19 protein-coding genes are annotated in these 16,942 nt (G+C 64.9%); 12 read left to right on the top strand and 7 right to left on the bottom strand.

Annotated features, from left to right (window positions below; genetic code table 11):
* Positions 1–65 precede the first annotated feature (65 nt).
* The 3 genes from ASD87_RS06925 to ASD87_RS06915 all read left to right on the top strand — a co-directional run bounded on the left by ASD87_RS06925 (position 66) and on the right by ASD87_RS06915 (position 2,568).
* Positions 66–965, top strand: coding sequence for a LysR family transcriptional regulator (locus ASD87_RS06925; RefSeq protein WP_056319109.1), 900 nt, complete (start codon positions 66–68; stop codon positions 963–965).
* Between the two features lie 120 nt (positions 966–1,085).
* A complete protein-coding gene (locus tag ASD87_RS06920; protein WP_056319106.1) occupies positions 1,086–1,874 on the top strand; it encodes a DUF899 domain-containing protein in 789 nt (262 codons plus the stop codon).
* A 115-nt stretch (positions 1,875–1,989) separates the two neighbouring features.
* Positions 1,990–2,568, top strand: a complete 579-nt coding sequence (locus ASD87_RS06915) for a hypothetical protein (protein WP_056319104.1) — start codon at positions 1,990–1,992, stop codon at positions 2,566–2,568.
* A gap of 3 nt (positions 2,569–2,571) precedes the next feature.
* On the opposite strand, the gene ASD87_RS06910 is transcribed toward ASD87_RS06915, so the two are convergent.
* Entirely contained in the window at positions 2,572–3,618 is a 1,047-nt protein-coding gene (locus ASD87_RS06910; RefSeq protein WP_235512637.1) for a hypothetical protein, read from the bottom strand.
* A gap of 238 nt (positions 3,619–3,856) precedes the next feature.
* On the opposite strand from ASD87_RS06910, the gene ASD87_RS06905 reads away from it, so the two are divergent.
* The 5 genes from ASD87_RS06905 to ASD87_RS06885 all read left to right on the top strand — a co-directional run bounded on the left by ASD87_RS06905 (position 3,857) and on the right by ASD87_RS06885 (position 7,374).
* Positions 3,857–4,777, top strand: coding sequence for a CAAX protease (locus ASD87_RS06905; protein WP_056319102.1), 921 nt, complete (start codon positions 3,857–3,859; stop codon positions 4,775–4,777).
* A 150-nt stretch (positions 4,778–4,927) separates the two neighbouring features.
* Positions 4,928–5,521, top strand: a complete 594-nt coding sequence (locus ASD87_RS06900) for a YSC84-related protein (RefSeq protein ID WP_056319237.1) — start codon at positions 4,928–4,930, stop codon at positions 5,519–5,521.
* Positions 5,522–5,579: 58 nt separating this feature from the next.
* Entirely contained in the window at positions 5,580–6,062 is a 483-nt protein-coding gene (locus tag ASD87_RS06895) for a nucleoside deaminase (protein ID WP_056319099.1), read from the top strand.
* 170 nt (positions 6,063–6,232) lie between these two features.
* Positions 6,233–6,868, top strand: coding sequence for a hypothetical protein (locus ASD87_RS06890; RefSeq protein WP_056319098.1), 636 nt, complete (start codon positions 6,233–6,235; stop codon positions 6,866–6,868).
* A gap of 26 nt (positions 6,869–6,894) precedes the next feature.
* On the top strand, positions 6,895–7,374 hold the full coding sequence (locus ASD87_RS06885) for a hypothetical protein (protein WP_056319096.1): 480 nt from the start codon (positions 6,895–6,897) through the stop codon (positions 7,372–7,374).
* Here ASD87_RS06885 and ASD87_RS06880 read toward each other — a convergent pair.
* The gene (locus ASD87_RS06880) at positions 7,283–8,329 is read right to left on the bottom strand and encodes a GlxA family transcriptional regulator (RefSeq protein ID WP_082586216.1); all 1,047 of its coding nucleotides are present in this window, start codon (positions 8,327–8,329) and stop codon (positions 7,283–7,285) included. The genes ASD87_RS06885 and ASD87_RS06880 overlap by 92 nt on opposite strands.
* Positions 8,330–8,432: 103 nt before the next feature.
* Between ASD87_RS06880 and ASD87_RS06875 the strand changes: the two genes are divergently transcribed.
* Both ASD87_RS06875 and ASD87_RS06870 read left to right on the top strand, forming a co-directional pair.
* The gene (locus ASD87_RS06875; protein ID WP_056319093.1) at positions 8,433–9,146 is read left to right on the top strand and encodes a GNAT family N-acetyltransferase; all 714 of its coding nucleotides are present in this window, start codon (positions 8,433–8,435) and stop codon (positions 9,144–9,146) included.
* Between the two features lie 126 nt (positions 9,147–9,272).
* Positions 9,273–10,574, top strand: coding sequence for a UDP-N-acetylglucosamine 1-carboxyvinyltransferase (locus tag ASD87_RS06870; RefSeq protein ID WP_056319089.1), 1,302 nt, complete (start codon positions 9,273–9,275; stop codon positions 10,572–10,574).
* Positions 10,575–10,587: 13 nt separating this feature from the next.
* On the opposite strand, the gene ASD87_RS06865 is transcribed toward ASD87_RS06870, so the two are convergent.
* A complete protein-coding gene (locus tag ASD87_RS06865; protein ID WP_056319088.1) occupies positions 10,588–11,058 on the bottom strand; it encodes a cupin domain-containing protein in 471 nt (156 codons plus the stop codon).
* Positions 11,059–11,111: 53 nt separating this feature from the next.
* On the opposite strand from ASD87_RS06865, the gene ASD87_RS06860 reads away from it, so the two are divergent.
* The gene (locus ASD87_RS06860) at positions 11,112–11,576 is read left to right on the top strand and encodes a MarR family winged helix-turn-helix transcriptional regulator (protein ID WP_156403395.1); all 465 of its coding nucleotides are present in this window, start codon (positions 11,112–11,114) and stop codon (positions 11,574–11,576) included.
* 147 nt (positions 11,577–11,723) lie between these two features.
* A complete protein-coding gene (locus ASD87_RS06855; RefSeq protein WP_056319084.1) occupies positions 11,724–12,308 on the top strand; it encodes a YceI family protein in 585 nt (194 codons plus the stop codon).
* A 12-nt stretch (positions 12,309–12,320) separates the two neighbouring features.
* On the opposite strand, the gene ASD87_RS06850 is transcribed toward ASD87_RS06855, so the two are convergent.
* From ASD87_RS06850 to ASD87_RS06835, 4 genes are all read right to left on the bottom strand, one after another.
* The gene (locus tag ASD87_RS06850; RefSeq protein ID WP_056319081.1) at positions 12,321–13,616 is read right to left on the bottom strand and encodes an acyl-CoA thioesterase/bile acid-CoA:amino acid N-acyltransferase family protein; all 1,296 of its coding nucleotides are present in this window, start codon (positions 13,614–13,616) and stop codon (positions 12,321–12,323) included.
* Positions 13,617–13,641: 25 nt separating this feature from the next.
* Positions 13,642–14,631 carry a tripartite tricarboxylate transporter substrate binding protein gene (locus ASD87_RS06845; protein ID WP_056319078.1) on the bottom strand — a complete coding sequence of 330 codons (990 nt, stop codon included), beginning with the start codon at positions 14,629–14,631 and terminating at the stop codon, positions 13,642–13,644.
* A 188-nt stretch (positions 14,632–14,819) separates the two neighbouring features.
* Entirely contained in the window at positions 14,820–15,377 is a 558-nt protein-coding gene (locus tag ASD87_RS06840; protein ID WP_056319076.1) for a DUF1415 domain-containing protein, read from the bottom strand.
* A 69-nt stretch (positions 15,378–15,446) separates the two neighbouring features.
* Positions 15,447–16,919 carry a M20 family metallopeptidase gene (locus tag ASD87_RS06835; RefSeq protein WP_056319073.1) on the bottom strand — a complete coding sequence of 491 codons (1,473 nt, stop codon included), beginning with the start codon at positions 16,917–16,919 and terminating at the stop codon, positions 15,447–15,449.
* Between the last annotated feature and the right edge of the window lie 23 nt (positions 16,920–16,942).

Here is a 16,942-nt window from a genome sequence, read left to right as displayed (position 1 = left end):
TCCTAGGTACACCGCAGAGTTACAGATAGACTGATAGCTCGTAAACCAGATTTCATGGATTGATAATGTCAGCCGACTTCGACCCCGCCCTGCTCCGCACCTTTGTCGCGGTCTGCCGATACGGCAGCCTGAGCCGCGCAGCCGAAATGTCGGGCCGCGCGCAGTCGGCGCTTAGCACGCAGATCCGCCGGCTGGAGGACATGGTCGGCAAGCGGCTGCTGCATCGCACCGGCCGCGGCATGGCCCCCACCACCGAGGGCGAGTTGCTGCTGAGCTACGCCAACCGGATCCTTGCGCTGGGCGAGGCGGCCGCGGCGCGGCTGCGCGAACGGGCGGTGGCGGGCAGCGTGCGCATCGGGCTGTCCGAGGACGTGGCGGTGGCCGCGTTGCCGGCGGCGCTGGGGCGGCTGCGGCGCGCGTGCCCCAACCTGCATCTGGAGGTTGTCATCGACGACGGCGAGCGGCTGGCCGCGCGCTGGCAGGACGGCACGCTGGACGTGGCCGTGGGCGCCTGCGTGGGATTCACCGAAGAACCCATCGATACGTGGACGGTGGATTTGCACTGGGCCTGCGGGATCGACGAAACCCTGGACCCGGACCAGCCGCTTGACGTGATCGTGTACGCCGAGCCGTGCTCATGGCGCCGGCTGGCGTTCGATGCGCTGACGGCGTCGGGGCGCGATTTCCGGGTGTCGCTGACCAGCCACAACGTGGGCGCCACGATCGCCGCCGTCGAGAACGGCCTGGGCGTGGCCTTGCTGACGACCGAGTGCCTGCGGCCCGACACCATGCGCGTGATTTCCATCGGGGACGAAGGCGCGCTGCCGCTGACCGCGCAATTCGGCTTGTACGCGGCGCACCGTCTGAACGAAAGCGGTCAGGCCGCCGTAACGCTGTTGCGTGAAAGCCTGCGGGGGTGGACTGCACAGGCCATGCCGCGAGAGGCCGTGCTGCTTACCGCCTGAGCCGCCAGACACGCGCCAGATTTGTTACTCCTGGCCGCCGCCTCCCGGTGCCACACTATTCCCGTACCCGCGCCGCTCGCCTGGCGCCTTTGGCACCGAACCCCTCAGGAGGATCCAGTCATGACCACGCCCCCCGAATCCCCCGGCAATGGCGCCCGCCCCGCCATGCTGACGCCCCCGGTCGTTTCCGGCAAAGACTGGGAAGCCGCCCGCCAGCAACTGCTCATCAAGGAAAAGGCCCACACCCGCGCCCGCGACGCGCTCGCTGCGGAGCGCCGCCGCATGCCCTGGACGCCGGTGGACAAGGAATATGTTTTTGAAGGCCCGACGGGCAAGGTGACGCTGCGCGACCTGTTCGACGGCCGCCGGCAGCTCATCGTCTATCGCGCGTTTCACGAGCCGGGGGTGTTCGGATGGCCGGATCATGCGTGCCGCGGCTGCTCGATGGTGGCGGACCAGGTGGCCCACCTTTCGCACCTGAATGCCCGCGACACGACGCTGGTCTTCGTGTCGCGCGCGCCGCAGGCGGACATCGACCGGCTGAAGGCGCGCATGGGCTGGACGATGCCGTGGTTCACGCTGACCGACAGTTTCGACGCCGATTTCGGCGTGGACGAATGGCACGGCACCAACGTGTTCTTTCGCGACGGCGACCGCATCTATCGCACGTACTTCCTGAACAACCGGGGCGACGAGCAGATGGGCGGCACGTGGAACTACCTGGACATCACGCCGCTGGGGCGACAGGAAACCTGGGAGGATTCTCCGGCCGGCTATCCGCAGACGCCGCCCTACAAATGGTGGAACTGGCACGACAGCTACGCACCGGACGCGCCGCCAGACCAGAAATGGGTCGAGGTGTCCGACGCGGGCGAAAAGGCGTTTCGCAATCACTGCGACCCGAAGTAGCCTGCGTCGCGGCAAGCGGCTGTTTTAAGATACGCGCTGGCAAGTTCCGCAGCGCGCCTCATGAACATCGATACTAGTTCCCGCAATCGTCGCCATCGTTTCCGAGTCAGCCTGCATGCCGGGTGAACTGGCTGACTGGAAAAGCGCCTTCCAGCCTTGCCGCATTCCCGCGATTGCCGCACTTGTGCTCCTGGGCATTGCCATCTACTGCTTCAATGCGGCAAAAGACATCCGCCTGCCCTATGACCCCGCCAAGCTGAACACGATCCAGCTTCGTGTCGACAAGGTCGCCAGCTGCGATGCCCAGGCGCGCATACGCGGACGGTTGGAGCGTTACACCGTGCCTTGCGTCTATTCGGGCAACTATCCCTACATGGTGTTCAAGTTCTTCAAGGCGACCTACAACGTCCGGTACACCGAGGGCGAGCACGTCGAATTCATGGTGCTTGAAGACCAACAGCAGCTTACCGACGGCACGATTGCGCGCCAATACAACATGGCCATTCCCGTGCGGGTCTATGGCGTGCGCAAGAACGGCGAAACGCTGGTCGATGCCAAGCAGATCCATGACGAAAGCCATTCGCGCAAAGTGCAATTCAACATGAACGGTTGGATCGCGTTGGTGCTGGCTGGCTGGGCGGCGGTGATTACCTTCAGGCGGGCCCGAAAGATCCTGAACGAAGCAATGTGGTGACGCTCAGGCGCGCTGGCTGGCCCCATCCAGAACGCGGGTCCAGGCCTGCGTCAAGGTCAGCGCGTCTGCTTCGGTCACGTACTTCGGCGCCCCCCGCGCCATGGCGGCAAACAGCAACGCATCGCAAGCGGCTTGCCACAACGGGTTCAACACCTGTTCGGTCTCGCCATCTTCCTCGACCAGGATGAAGGCGCCGCCGCCATCCACTTGTTCGGCGCGCTTGCGCAGTTGGTCATGGATCAGCAGAAAGCCGGCATGGACCGGCGAACGCGCCTTGTCGTCCCGCCGCGCGGCGGCCAGCGTGCCGCGCCAGTCGTCCTCGCCGTTCGAGGTTGGCTCGCCACCCTGTTGGGACCAACGCATCCAGGCCCGGCTGTACGCCCGCCAGGCGTCTTCAGGCAGGTTGTCCGCCAACGCCTGCGCCTGGCTGCGCGACAACGTCCCGATCAGCTCAACGATCTCCAGCACGCCCTCGCCAGTCGGCCCGAACAGGGCGGAGAGCGGCAATTCTTCCAGCAAAGCGATCGCACTGGCGCGCCAATAGCCGGGTTGGGCGACCAGATCGGACATGTCGCCCTGCTTTTCGACCCGCACGCGCCACAGCCGGCCCGGCCAGCGGCTTCCGATGACGATGGAGTCAAGCGTCTGGTCCACCACGATCCATGGCGGAACGGGCTTGACGAGCGACACGCGGTCCGCGGATCGAATCAGCTTGAAGGCGGGATCGGGAAGATCGAACCAGTACCCGACAGGCATTGCCTGACGCACCGGCGCAAGCCCGCTTTCCGTCACGTCGCCGCCGCAATGCCGGCACACGCGCGCCTCGCGCAGGATGGGCTTGCCGCAGTGCAGGCAATCGACATGCGATGACAGAATCGGCTGGCCGGCCAGCGGCGAACGATTGGCGATGTTTGCCAGAAAAACGGCCGCCACCGGCGGACTGATCAGACAAGCCAGCACCGTCCACCCCACCCCATTGCGGCCACGCTTACGCGCCATGAAACCGACCACGATGGCCAGCGCGATCCAGAGAAAGATGATGAATAGCATGGCGCGATGTTAACCGTGGAGAGCTTCGGTCTCGAGCCACCGGGATTCAGCTGACCACAGGCATCGGGGACCCGCAAATAAAAGCCCCGGCTCAAGGCCGGGGTGGGATCAGGTCTTAAATGATGGGTCGTAGGCTTGCGCCCATTGGAAGCCATCACCAACCTTGAGGGGATTCTATGCTTTCCCGTCGGGCACGGTCAAACCACGGCGGCAGTTTTTCCATTCAAGGCGCGGCAACATGCCCCAAACACTGCAATACCGTCCCCTTCTGATCGAAGCGCTCATCAGCAACGAGCGCATCAGCAGCTATCAGAACGTATTTCTTCCCGGCAACGATGTGGAACTGATGGGCGTGTACTTATGGAACGGCTTCGTCTGCGGCGCGCTTTACCCTCTGATGGCCGCCGTGGAAATCACCTTGCGCAACGCGATCGACCAAGCGCTCGTCGCCGACATGGGCCGGTTCTGGTGGGCGGGTGGCAAGCTGCGGTACCGCACATTCGCGCCCGGCGCCGACGCGCCGCATCCAGTGCAGGCGGTGCGCGAAAACTTCGCCAAAGCGACTCGCAGCCATGCTGCCGAACAGCGCCGCCGCCACGCCGTGCGCGGCAACGTAATGCCGCAACATCACGGCATTATTGCGAAGACGGAATTCTCGACCTGGGAGTTTTTGCTGGACGCGGAGTTCATGGGCCGCGGAATGATCTGGCCCAAGCACTTGTCGGCGGTATTCCGCGGCCCGTGGCCGGTGCATCGCGCCGCAGCGATGCTGGCCCATGCGCATGATCTGGTCGCGACCTTGCGTGACTTCCGCAACCGCCTTTTCCACCATGAACCGGCATGGAAGCGATACGGCGTGTTGAGCGAACCGGATGCCCTACAGCACCTTCGAGAAAAAATCGGCAAGGTGGAAAGCCTGCTGGCGTTGATCCACCCGGAAAACCTGCGGCTGTTGCAAGCCAATGGCCTGCTGCGGGACGCGCATCGCGCCTGCTCGTCAGCGGAGATTCGGCGCTTTCAGCACCTTGCCCGAACCCATCAGGTCAATTCGATGGATGACTTGACCGCTCTGGCCGCTTGTCGCGCGCGGGAGAACACCATCCTGGCCGCACAAATACCGCAGCGGCCACAGCAACGATTTTTGATTCGCTCGCCTTGAGCGCGCGAGCACCCGAGGCGGCTTTCCTAACAAGCGGACATTTTTGTCCTCGCAAGATCAACCCCATCGCCTGCACCCGCAAGCCGGAGTAATCTCCAGCCAGGAGATGATTCGAAGTGCACCGTGGTCCCCTACAAAAAGGAAGCGCAAATGCTTGATATCAATTCAAAATTCCGCAGAACCGCCGTGGCGGCCATCACATTCGGCATGGCCGGGCTGCTCTTTGCGGGCTGCACCACGACAGACTCGCGCGCCACGGCAACCGCCGCTGAAAAGCGTCAGGAGTTGGATACCGCTGCGGCGGCGACGCTGTCCAAGCTCTATGAGTCCGCGCCGCAGTCCAAGCAGTTGGTGGAACGTGCCCGCGGCGTGCTGGTGTTTCCGGCTGTGTTGAGCGCCAGCTTCATCGTCGGCGCCCAGCATGGCTCCGGCGTGCTGCAGGTCGGCGGGCAGGACAAGGGCTACTACAGCATCACGGGTGGCTCCATCGGCTTTCAGGCGGGCGCGCAGTCCAAGGCGATGGTGCTGCTCTTCATGACGGACGACGCGCTGGCGAAATTCCGCGCCAGCAGCGGCTGGACCATCGGCGCGGACGCCACCGTCGCCGTGGCCAACGTGGGCGTGAACGGCAGCATCGATTCCTATACCGCGCAGCAGCCCATCGTGGGGTTCGTGATGAACAACGGTGGCCTGATGGCGGGCGTCTCGGTGGACGGCAGCAAGATTTCGCCGCTGCTGCTGTAGGACAAAACGGCCGGTGCGCACATCGCGCGCCGGCTCAATCTTTACAAGGAGATCACGCGTGATTACCGCAGAGGACAAGAAGCACCTTTCACGCTGCGTCGAGCTGGCCCGGCAGGCGCTCGATGCGGGAGACCAGCCGTTTGGGTCGGTGCTGGTGTCGGGCGACGGACGGGTGCTGTTTGAAGACCATAACCATGTCTCCAGCGGCGACCGCACGCAGCATCCGGAATTCGAGATCGCGCGCTGGGCGGCGAACAACGTGCCGCCCGCGGACCGCGCGGCCTGCACGGTGTACACGTCCGGCGAGCATTGCGCCATGTGTTCGGCGGCGCACGGCTGGGTGGGACTCGGCCGGATCGTGTACGCCGTGTCGTCCGCCCAGTACGCCGAATGGATGCGCGAATGGGGCGTGCCGCCCTCGCCCGTGCGGTCCCTGCCCATCGCCGAGGTGGTCAGCGGGATCGAGGCGGAGGGGCCGGTCCCGGAATTCGTGGAACCCGTGCGATTGCTCCACGAAGAAAACGTGCGGCGCCGAGCCTGATGGGTTTGCACAGGCGAGACGGTGAAGCATTCTGTTTTCCGCTTAACGAATGGATACAGACACGCTAAACACCGCAATTATTTGCGCGCACGGGCGTGATAAGTTGGCGCCCGTGCCGTAATCGGGGTCAGGTTTGTACGGCACATCCCTTTCCTCTCTTGATACAGACCATGCACACTCACGTTGCCCGCGCCTCGGGAATCAAACGCAAGTCCGGTAATCTGCTTCTTGCTCTGGGACTGGCCTTCGCAGCCGCCGCTCCCGCCTTCGCGCAGAAGGATCCCGGCGCGGCCATCCTGCCTCCGCGCGCCAATTCGGGCAGCCAGGCGCCGGCGCCGCAGCAGGCCCCCGCTGCGCAACCCCAGGTTCAACAGGCGCCCGCCCGTCAAGCGCCCGCGCAACAGGCCCCCGCCGGTGGCGCCCTTGCGCCGGTGCAAAAAACACAGATCAACGACCAGGCCGCTTACGAGCGGTTGCTGAACAACAGCGGCGTGACGCTGCAATGGCTGTGGTCCGCCAAGCGCGGCAAGATGAACGCGATCGACGACAACGATGTGGTGCGTCTTGACGGCACGCAGGCCAACCATGAAGGCACCTTGAAGGTCAAAGGCGAGGTCGTCTCCATTGGCCGCGACAGCTTCGTGCTGCGCGGCACGATCCTGATCCTGGACGCGCCCGACAAAGGCCGCCGCTGCGAGCGTACCGGCGACTACGAATTCAAGGCGACCGGCAAGCGCAAATACTGGCGTCTGCAGCAGATGGAAGCGTGCGGCGGCCTGACCGATTACGTCGACATCTACTACTGATCCACAAGAAGCGACCCGCCGCCCCCATGCCCCCGACCGCGATCAAATGGCTGGCCAGCATTGTCCTGGGTCTGCTGATCGGCAGCGCCAGTTTTGGCGTCACCAATCCGCTGCTGCAAGCCCTGTTCGGCCTGAACCAGCCCGCCGGCGGCACCTACGTGCCGCTGGACGACACCGCGCTGCAGCGGATGCAGATCGCCAGCGCCGTGCTTTACGCGGTGATCGCGGTGATTGCCGCCGTATTGCTGGCGCGGATCGGGAATTTGCGCCGGCTGATCGGCTGGGGCTGCCTTGCTCTAGGCGTGACGCTGCTGCTGACCGTGCCGATTGCGCTATTGCAGATGGACCCGGCCATGCACACCGGCGGCGGCGCGGACGCGCGGGATGCAAACACCGCGCTGTTCTTCTTCCTGCTCATCTTTGGCCTGCCGTATCTGGGCGGCGGCTTGTTGCTGACGATCGGCGGCGCGGTGCTGATTCGCAAGAATCGGGATAAGCCCGCGTAAGCCGTAACTCTTTCACCCCTCTACCCAGCTTGCGGCGCAGCAACGTCCGCAATGTCGCGCCGTCCTCATAGCCCACCTCTGTGGCAATCGCATCGATGTTCAGGTGGCTGGTTCGCAGCAGATGGACCGCCCGCTCGACGCGCAAGTCCTGGAAGTAAGACAGCGGCGACTTGCCCAGCACCGCCTCGATACGGCGTTGCAACGTGCGGGTACTGGTCGCAAGCGCGTCCGCGGCGTCGGCCACAGAGAACCCCTGCGCCAATCGTTGGCGGGCCCAACGCTCGAAACGCTCGACCAGCGGGTCGGCGCGCGCGAGGTGATCGGGGATCATGTACGGCGCCTGCGACGGCCGCGCGTCCACGAGCAGATAACGCACGACCACGGCGGCCAGCGCCGGACTGGCCTGGCCCACCAGCCACAGGGCCAGATCCAGATGACCCATTGCCGCGCCCGCGGTCGTGAAGCTGCCGGACGGCACCATCATGCGTGCGCTGTCCAGTTCAATTTCCGGATACCGCTGGCGAAACAGCGGCGCCAGCCACCATGACGTCGTAGCCTCGTGTCCATCGAGCAACCCGGATTCGGCCAGCACGAAGGTGCCAATACACGCTGCCGCGATTCTGGCGCCACCAGTATGGGAATCCCGCAGCACCCCTTGCGCGTCCTTGACGTCCCGGCGCTCCAGCGCCGGCAGCAGTTGCTCCGGCATCTTGGTGGCGATGGCTGGCAGCACGACCCAATCGGGATTGCCCATTGCGCTGACAGGCTTGACCGGAACGCGCATGCCTAGACCCGTGCGCACCTCGCGCCGCACACCGATGATGTCGATGTCAAACCGCGGCCCTTCGCCGGGCTGTTGGAGGTCGGCCAGCTCGTTGGCCGTCGTGAATGCGTCCAGGATGGCCGACAGCCCTGTGTCGAAGCAGCCCTCCAGCGCCAGCACGGAAATCTTCATGGCGGAAACAACTCCAAAAATGTCATTTGCGACCATAGAACGGCGCCCCGTTCCTGTCTACATTGGCCCCACGCGCCCTTGGCGCGGATCAATGGGAGCCCGCATGGACCAACAAGCACACAGTCTGGACAACCCGATCTGGACGGCCCTCGTCACGGAGCAGGCGCATCTGAGCACCGGCGAGCACCTTGCCCGCCGCTATCACCCAAATGTCGCGCCGTTTGCCGCGATGGCGTCCGATGACTCACCCGAGGCATGGGCGGCGCTTGCACAGCTTTTGCCGCCGGGCGAGCAGGTGGCGCTGCTTTCGTTCGACCCGCTCAGGCCCCCCGCCCGGCTGCGCGCCAATCCGGTTGGCGTGATCCATCAGATGGTTGCGACGCGGCGCGGGCTCTGTGTCGACGACACCGCCGACATGGTCGCGCTCACCGCGGCCGATGCTGCCGAGATGCAGGCGCTGGCCGCCAAAACCAAGCCGGGTCCGTTCTGCCCGCGCACCCACGAGATGGGCCGCTACATCGGAATTCGATGGCAAGGCCGCCTCGTCGCGATGGCGGGCGAACGGATGCGCCCGGCCGGCCACATCGAGATCAGCGCCGTCTGTGTCGACGAGCAATGGCGTGGCAAGGGACTGGCCCAACGGCTGGTGCAAAACCTGCAAGCGCTGATCTGGCGGCAGGGCCAATCGCCGTTCCTGCACGTGCTTGGCCAGAACGCCGGTGCGATTGCGTTGTATGAGCGCCTGGGGTTTCGGCTGCGGCAGCGATTTCATTTGACGATGGTGGGACGCGCACCGGTAGACGGTGACCAGAATTAGAACGGCATCTGCGTTAGAACATTGCAGTCTGAAACGTTTAGCCGCCTTTCGTCAAAATGACCCCTTGAAGGACCCCGGTACAATCCCCGCGCTCTCCCCTATTTCTTTCCCGGCTGTCCCATCCCCATGTCCAACCTCATCGTCCACGGCGGCACGCCCTTGCGCGGCCGCGTCGTCCCCTCGGCCAACAAGAACGCGGTGCTGCCGATCCTGTGCGCCACGCTGCTGACCGACCAGCCGTTGCGGCTGCACGGGGTGCCGGACATCACCGACGTGCGCAAGATCCTGGATATCTTCCGCACGTTGGGCAGCGACGTGCGGTTGGACGATGCGACGCGCACGCTGGAACTGCATCACAAGAACACCGTGTTCGACGCGGCGGCGCACCGGCTGCCGGAGGAGATGCGTTCGTCGATCATGCTGGTGCCGCCGCTCCTGGCCCGCTTTGGCGTGGCGCGGCTGGAAGACAACGTCAAGGGATGCACGCTGGGAGTGCGCGAAATCGATCCGCACGTGGATATCTTCCGCTCGTTCGGCGGCGAGGTGGAGCGCGCCAGCGGATCGCTGCTGGTGCGCGCGGGCGGTCCGCTCAAGCCCACGCATCATTGGCTGGACTACGCGTCGGTGACCACGACCGAGAATTTCGTGCTGTGCGCCGCTGCCGCCGAAGGCGAGTCGTCGCTGACGAATGCGGCCTCCGAGCCGCACGTGCAGGAGTTCTGCCGCTTCATGGCCATGATGGGCGCCGACATCGACGGCATCGGCACGTCGCGGCTGGTGGTGCGCGGCGGCAAGCGCCTGGGCGGCGGCGAGTTCACGTTCGAAGAGGACTTCCACGAAATCACCACGTTCCTCGCGCTGGGCGCGATCACCGGCGGCGACGTGGTCGTGCGCAACCGCACGCCGGGCAACTTCCCGCTGATCGACCGCACGTTCGCCAAGTTCGGCGTGCGGATCGAACACAAGGATGGCTGGTCACGTGCGCTGCGCGATGGACCGCTGAAGGTGCAGACGCCGTTCACCAGCAACGTGCTGACCAAGGTGGAAGCGGCGCCCTGGCCGTACTTTCCGGTGGACCTGCTGCCGATCTTCATTGCGCTGGGCGTATGCGCCGAGGGCAATGCGATGTTCTGGAACAAGGTCTACGACGGCGCGCTGGGCTGGACGGGCGAACTGTCCAAGTTCGGGGCGCATGTGTTCTCGTCGGACCCGCACCGCGTGGTGACCTTCGGCGGCAATCCGCTGACGCCGGGCGTGGTCGAAAGCCCCTACATCATCCGCGTGGCGATCGCGCTGTTCATGGTGGCCAGCAGCATCAAGGGCCGTTCCGAGATCCGCAACGCCACGCCGATCCGCCGGGCGCACCCGCGCTTTGTCGAAAACCTGCGCAGCCTGGGCGTGCAGGTCGAGTGGGCGAACGACGAGTAAACAGACAGCCCGGTCAACTTGCCGGCGGCGCCGCAACTGCCGGCGGCGGCGCGATCGGGGTCAGGCCGAATCGCTTCATCGTTTCCATCATCCGGGCTTTATCCGGCGGACCGCCGCCATTGATCAGCGCGGCCATCTCGCGGAAATAATCCGCGCTGATTTCAGGCGTGTTCATGACCAGCGCCCGGGCCATGACACTGTGCGGATTGCTGAACGCGTGGGCCACGCCGGTGGGCGTGGTCATCGAGTCGCCCGGCCCCAAGTCCCGCGTTTGCCCGCCGACCGTAAAGCGCAGCGTCCCCTCCAGCACGTAGATCAGCTCTTCATTGTCGTGACTGTGGGGCGGCGGCACGTTCGAGCCCGGCGGCACCCGCAATTCGAACGCCCCCATGTGATTGCCTTGCCCGCTCGGCTGAAGATAACGAATCTCCAGTTGGCCTATCCGGATCACTTCGTCTGCATCGAATACGGCGTCTTCGTTCATGGCATACTCCGCGTAAAGTTCCTTTACTCCACAGTGTACAAATTTTTTACGCCATGTCCAGCAGAAAAAATAGCGCCGCATCCGAACCGCAAGCTGGCCTGCCGATGATCGGTTCCTTGCTGCGGCTGCCGCGCGAGCATGTCGTCGCGCGCATGCTGACCACCGTTAACGCGCAGGGCTTTGACGTGTCGTTGACCGAGCTCGGCGTCTTCATGTACCCCGGCCCGCACGGCCGCCGGCCGATCGAGCTGGCGCGCCAATGCAATATGTCGCGCCAGGCGATGAACTACGTGCTGGCGGAACTGGAGCGGCGGGGCTATCTGCTGCGACGGCCTGGCCCGGCCTCCAATTCGACCGAGCTGCAGCTTACGGCGCGCGGCCAGGAGATGTATGCGCTGATTCGCACCTGCGTGGCCGACGTCGAACAGGAATGGAAGGAACACCTGGGCGAACAGCGCTTCAACGCGCTGCGAGAGACCTTGCAGGACCTGTCGGCGTGGCTGGGCAAAGTGGATTGATGCCATCGGACGGTGCGCAATGCAGGACCGCGAGTTTTTGATTTAAGCCACGCGGCTGACACAGAACTGAATGTTATTGTCTTGCCTTCCCTGCACGCTTGCGGCCTGCCGCAGCCGTGACGTGAACGCCATATTCAAGGAGCCGCAATGAAGTTGATCCCGACCCTGCTGCTGGGCGCAAGTGCGCTATCGCTGACCGTGGGCGCCACTGCCGCGCCGGTCACCTATGATCTTGATCCCTCGCATACGTATCCCAGCTTCGAGGCTGATCATTTCGGCGGCCTGTCGACCTGGCGCGGCAAATTCAACCAGTCCAGCGGCGTGGTCGTGCTGGACCGCCAGGCGCGCACCGGCACGCTGGAAGTCACCGTGGACATCAAATCGGTCGACTTCGGCCACGACGAGATGAACCAGCACGCGATCGCGCCCGACATCTTCGATGCGGCCAAGTACCCCACCGCCACGTTCAAGGGCAAGTTCACCAAATTCGACGGCGACAAGCCCGAAGAAGCGACGGGCGACCTGACGCTGCGCGGCGTCACGCGCCAGGTCAAGCTTGAGATCGACGACTTCAAGTGCATCGACCACCCGATGGTCAAGCGCGAGGTCTGCGGCGCCGATGCCTCCACGGAATTCAGCCGCAAGGATTTCGGCATGAACTTCGGGCTGGACATGGGCTTCAAGCCGGAAGTGAAACTGAAGATCCAGGTCGAGGCGATCCGCCGGCAGTGACGCCCAGCCGTCCTACCCTTGTCCGGCCCGCGCCTGCGCCAGAAAGTCCAGCACCGCCCGGTATGACCCTTCGTTGCCGGCCGCATTGGCGGACGGCGTGCCGCCCGCATCCAGCAGCAGCCCGGACATCGCGTGCGGCTTGTTGATCAGCGTGGCGGGCAGACAAGGATAGTGGACGTGGTGCCCTGCCCCCGCGCAGACGTAATGACGCGTCGGCAGGTCATGCGCCTGGCGCTGGCGCACCACCATTTCCGAATACGCGGTGCTGGGCCAGAAGCCATCGTCCGATGCGCTTACCAGCATGACCGGGCCGGGATAGTTTTCGACGGGAATGCGCGCGCGCTCGACGGCCGCCGCATCGCGCGTGGCGCTCAGGAACGCCAGGGTCTGGCGGTACGGCGGATCCGAGGCATAGGCGGCGTCCCAGTCGGCCGTGGCGTTGTCCTGCCACAAGTGCGGCAAGGGCTCGCCATGCCGGGTCCAGACCTGGGCGTTGCGTCCCGTGCCCGGCGCGCCCGCGCTGACCACCCCGTGTGTCACGGGCGACGGCACATAAGCGACGACGGCGCTTACCAGGTCGGGGAAATGCGAGGCCACGAGCAATGAGGTCTCGCCGCCGCGGCTGATGCCGGACACCGCCACGAAGCCGTCGCGGGGCTGCAGCGATTTACGGACCCACTTCAGCGCCGCCTCGAAGTATTCCAGCGGCATGTCGTTCAGGTATTTCGGCCGGCCATCGTAGTTGAAGATCGCCAGCGCCAGGCATTGGTAGCCGCGGGCGGCGAACAGCGCGGCGCGGGGCGCATTGACGCCGCCCGACGAGCCGTTCATGTAGACCACGACGGGATGCGGACCGGGGCCGGCGGGCACGTAGAGTTCGCCGGACACCAACATGCCGTCCACCGTTTCTCGCACGGACCGGTGCGTGACGCCGTCGGCCAGGAAGTCCTGGACCATCGTGGCGTCGGCCGTGAGCGTGCCGCTGGCGGCATGGATACGCACGGTCAGCGCCTGGGTGTTGTCGGGCGGGAACACCACGCGGTCCATGTCCTGGCACACCATGGACCAGACAAGTCCCATGGCCGAAGGCTCGGCATACGAGCCGGACACCGGGCAATCGCGCCGCAGGTCCAGCCGTCCGTCATGGCCAGCCATGAACACGGCTTCCGAGCGCCACGTCGCGCCGCACATGCTCATGCTGGCGGTGACGGTGATGAAGGCATACGCCGGAAAACCTTCGATGTGGATGTCACGCTCGACGTCGATGAGCGCGCGTTCGGGCGTTACGGTGATACGGGGGTGCGTCACGGTCGTCTCCCTGGCAGTCGCGGTCTCATGCCTTCAGATCGGTCTTGGGCACGCCGTTGGCCTTGATGACCTGCGCCCACATCGCCGATTCGTCGGCGATGACCTTATCCAGGTCGGCGGATGACGTGAACTCCACGGCCACGCCCTGCTCGGCAAACTGCTGGATCAAGCTGGGGTCGCGCGTGCCTTCGCGCACGGCGTGTTCCAGCGTTTTCACCACGTCGGCAGGCATTGCGGCGGGGCCCGAGATCATCATGCGGGTGTAGAGCTCGAAGTCGTCCACGCCCGCTTCCTTCATGGTCGGGACATCGGGCAGACTGGACAGCCGCTTGTCCGCGGTCACGGCCAGGACCTTCAGCTTGCCGGATTTGATGTTGGGCAGCGCCGAGGTCGGGAAGTCGAACGTGCTTTGCACGGTGCCAGCCATCAGATCCAGCAGCGCCGGGCCGCTGCCCTTGTAGGGCACGTCCTGGAACTGCGTGCCGGTCTTGGACTGGAAATGCAGCAGCGCGAGGTGGTTGATGACACCGCGGCCCGCGTGCGCGCACGTGATGTCGTTGGGCTTTTTCTTGGCCAGGGCAATGAATTCCTGCACGGTGTTCACGCCAAGGTCGGGATGCACGATCAGCAGCATGGGCGATTTGCCCATGGATCCAAGCTGCTTGAAGTCCGACGGCTGGTACGGCAGGTTGTTGTACAGCAAGGGGTTCAGGATCATGCCGTTGGTGCCGGCAAAGCCCAGCGTGTAGCCGTCCGGCTCGGCGCGCGCCACCGCGACGGTGGCAATGATGGCCTGCCCGCCCGGCCGGTTCTCGACGACGACGTTCTGCTTGAGCGTCTTGCCCATGCGATCGGCCAGCGCGCGCGCGGCGATGTCGGTCAAGCCGCCGGGCGCAAAGCCTACCAAGAGGCGCACGGGCCGCGTGGGAAAGGCGTTCTGCTGGGCCCAGGCCGGGCGCGAGATCAACGGCAAGGCGGCAAGCGCGCCCAGGGCATGACGGCGGGTGAATCGCATACGGCTCTCCAGACAAAGGCAAAGGCCAACGCGCGGCCGACAAGGGCCGCGAGGCAAGACAATGAAAAGGGGAAGGACGTACAGGCCGCCGCCGAACGGCGACGGTCACAATGATCGTATGTTGTATGCAATACAACCGACGGGCTATCTAGGGATATCCCGCAAGCGTTGGCGCCAAGGCCCGCCGGTCAGGGCTTGGTCATCAATTTCTTCCAGCCTTCCAGACCCAGCTTGTTCATCGTGTCGATGTTCTTTTCGTAGATCTCGGCGGCGTCCGGGAACGATTCGACGGCGCGGTCGATGCTGTCTTCGCGCAGCAGGTGCAGGATGGGATACGGCGAGCGGTTGGTGTAGTTCTCGATATCGTCCGGCTGCGTGTCGGCAAACTGGAACTGCGGGTGGAAAGTGGCAACCTGCAGCTCTCCCACCAGACGCATGCGCTTGAGCAGACGGTCCGACAGGTCTTCGAATTCGTTGAACTCCAGGAAGTCGTCCAGCGCATCGGGAAGGATCAGCAGCGTCGTGTCGATCTTGTCGGGATCGGTGTCGGCCAGCAGCGCCAGTTCGTCCTGCAGATCGGTCAGGACGCCCTCGGCGTCGGTGGCGTCGCTGACGGCAAAGCGGATCTGGTCCTTGACCTGCACCGCCTTGGCGAAGGGACAGAGGTTCAGGCCGATCACGGCCTGGTTCAGCCAATGGCGGGTTTCTGCGACCACATTGGCGTAGGCGTCGGAAGTGGAAATCATGGAGTCAGTCCTGAAAAAAGAAAGAGCGCAAGGCCCCGGGCCCCGCGCTCTGCATGGCACGCGTGTGTATCAGGCGGCCGGCATGGCGGCCATGGTCTGGGCCACGGCGGCGGTCAGCTTCTTGCCGTACGGCACGTGCAGGAATTCGTTGGGACCGTGCGCGTTGGACTTGGGACCCAGCACGCCGCAGACCATGAATTGCGCCTGCGGGAACCCCTTTTGCAGGATGCTCATCAGCGGAATGGTGCCGCCCTGCCCGATATAGCCGCAAGGTGCGCCGTAGTACTGCTGCGACGCCGCGTCCAGCGCCTGCGTCAGCCAGGGCACCGTGGCGGGCGCGTTCCAGCCGGTGGCGGCGCCTTCGTTGGCCTTGAAGATCACCTTGGCGTTGTAGGGCGCATCGGCTTCCAGCAGTTCCTTGATTTCCTGGGAGGCGGCCACGGCGTCGACCAGCGGCGGCAGGCGCAGCGACAGCTTGAACGCGGTGCGCGGACGCAGCACGTTGCCGGCGCTGGACAGCGGCGGCAAGCCTTCCGCGCCCGTGACCGACAGCGTCGGACGCCAGGTGCGGTTCAGCAGCGCCTGCTCGGGTTCGGTGGTCATGGGCAGCACGAAGCCGACGTCAGCGCCGCAGCTCCAGGGGAAACGGCGCCACACCTCGTCGCCCAGGATGCGGGCGGTGGCGGAAACCTGTTCGATGCGTTCGGCGGGGATTTCGCAGTGCAGGCTTTGCGGCAGCAGGCGGCCGGTGCCGCTGTCTTCCAGGCGGTCCAGCAGATGACGCAGGATGCGGAACGAGGACGGCACGACGCCGCTGGAGTCGCCCGAATGGACGCCTTCGTCGAGGACCTGGACTTCCAGCGTGCCGGACACCATGCCGCGCAGCGACGTGGTCATCCAGAGCTGATCGTAGTTGCCCGCGCCCGAGTCCAGGCACACCACCAGCGCCACGTTGCCCAGGCGGTCGCGCAGCGCGTCCACGTACGGCAAGAGGTCATAGCTGCCCGATTCTTCACAGGTTTCGACGATGCCCACGCAGCGCGGACGCGGAATGCCTTGCTTGTCCAGCGCCATGATGGCGGTGAGCGACGCGTACACCGCGTAGCCGTCGTCGGCGCCGCCGCGGCCGTAGAGCTTGCCGTCTTCGTATTTGGGCGTCCACGGGCCGAGGCCGGCGCGCCAGCCCGAGAATTCGGGTTGCTTGTCCAGGTGGCCGTACAGCAGCACGGTGTCGCCGTTGTCGCTGCGGGTGGCGGGCGCGTCAAAGAAGATGACGGGCGTGCGGCCCGGCAGGCGCACCACTTCCAGCTTCAGGCCGGAAACCTTCTGCGCTTCGACCCACTGCGCCGCGTCGCGCACCACACGCTCGATGAACGCGTTCTTTTCCCAGTCGGCATCGAAGGCCGGGCTCTTGGCGGGAATGGCGATGTAATCGGTCAGCGCGGGGATGATCTCGTTGTCCCACTTGTCGTCCACAAAGTCCTGAAGGGCTTTGGGATCAAGGGTGGGCGGCAATGCGTCTTCGGGGATGCGTGCGTTCATGGCGCTGGCTTCCTGTGTGCGGA

It is taken from the genome of Achromobacter sp. Root170 (assembly GCF_001428165.1).
Lineage (GTDB): Bacteria > Pseudomonadota > Gammaproteobacteria > Burkholderiales > Burkholderiaceae_B > Achromobacter > Achromobacter mucicolens.
Note: the sequence above shows the minus strand (reverse complement) of the source record. Positions and strands in the feature narration are given on the sequence as shown.

Excerpts from the sequence above, each read along its gene's own strand:
- ASD87_RS06885 (WP_056319096.1), top strand. The coding sequence starts at position 6,895 with ATGCCCCCGACCGCGATCAAATGGCTGGCCAGCATTGTCCTGGGTCTG.
- ASD87_RS06835 (WP_056319073.1), bottom strand. The coding sequence starts at position 16,919 with ATGAACGCACGCATCCCCGAAGACGCATTGCCGCCCACCCTTGATCCC.
- ASD87_RS06860 (WP_156403395.1), top strand. The coding sequence starts at position 11,112 with ATGTCCAGCAGAAAAAATAGCGCCGCATCCGAACCGCAAGCTGGCCTG.
- ASD87_RS06855 (WP_056319084.1), top strand. The coding sequence starts at position 11,724 with ATGAAGTTGATCCCGACCCTGCTGCTGGGCGCAAGTGCGCTATCGCTG.
- ASD87_RS06920 (WP_056319106.1), top strand. The coding sequence starts at position 1,086 with ATGACCACGCCCCCCGAATCCCCCGGCAATGGCGCCCGCCCCGCCATG.
- ASD87_RS06910 (WP_235512637.1), bottom strand. The coding sequence starts at position 3,618 with ATGCTATTCATCATCTTTCTCTGGATCGCGCTGGCCATCGTGGTCGGT.
- ASD87_RS06880 (WP_082586216.1), bottom strand. The coding sequence starts at position 8,329 with ATGAAGATTTCCGTGCTGGCGCTGGAGGGCTGCTTCGACACAGGGCTG.
- ASD87_RS06870 (WP_056319089.1), top strand. The coding sequence starts at position 9,273 with ATGTCCAACCTCATCGTCCACGGCGGCACGCCCTTGCGCGGCCGCGTC.
- ASD87_RS06890 (WP_056319098.1), top strand. The coding sequence starts at position 6,233 with ATGCACACTCACGTTGCCCGCGCCTCGGGAATCAAACGCAAGTCCGGT.
- ASD87_RS06905 (WP_056319102.1), top strand. The coding sequence starts at position 3,857 with ATGCCCCAAACACTGCAATACCGTCCCCTTCTGATCGAAGCGCTCATC.
- ASD87_RS06865 (WP_056319088.1), bottom strand. The coding sequence starts at position 11,058 with ATGAACGAAGACGCCGTATTCGATGCAGACGAAGTGATCCGGATAGGC.
- ASD87_RS06840 (WP_056319076.1), bottom strand. The coding sequence starts at position 15,377 with ATGATTTCCACTTCCGACGCCTACGCCAATGTGGTCGCAGAAACCCGC.
- ASD87_RS06875 (WP_056319093.1), top strand. The coding sequence starts at position 8,433 with ATGGACCAACAAGCACACAGTCTGGACAACCCGATCTGGACGGCCCTC.
- ASD87_RS06900 (WP_056319237.1), top strand. The coding sequence starts at position 4,928 with ATGCTTGATATCAATTCAAAATTCCGCAGAACCGCCGTGGCGGCCATC.
- ASD87_RS06845 (WP_056319078.1), bottom strand. The coding sequence starts at position 14,631 with ATGCGATTCACCCGCCGTCATGCCCTGGGCGCGCTTGCCGCCTTGCCG.
- ASD87_RS06925 (WP_056319109.1), top strand. The coding sequence starts at position 66 with ATGTCAGCCGACTTCGACCCCGCCCTGCTCCGCACCTTTGTCGCGGTC.
- ASD87_RS06915 (WP_056319104.1), top strand. The coding sequence starts at position 1,990 with ATGCCGGGTGAACTGGCTGACTGGAAAAGCGCCTTCCAGCCTTGCCGC.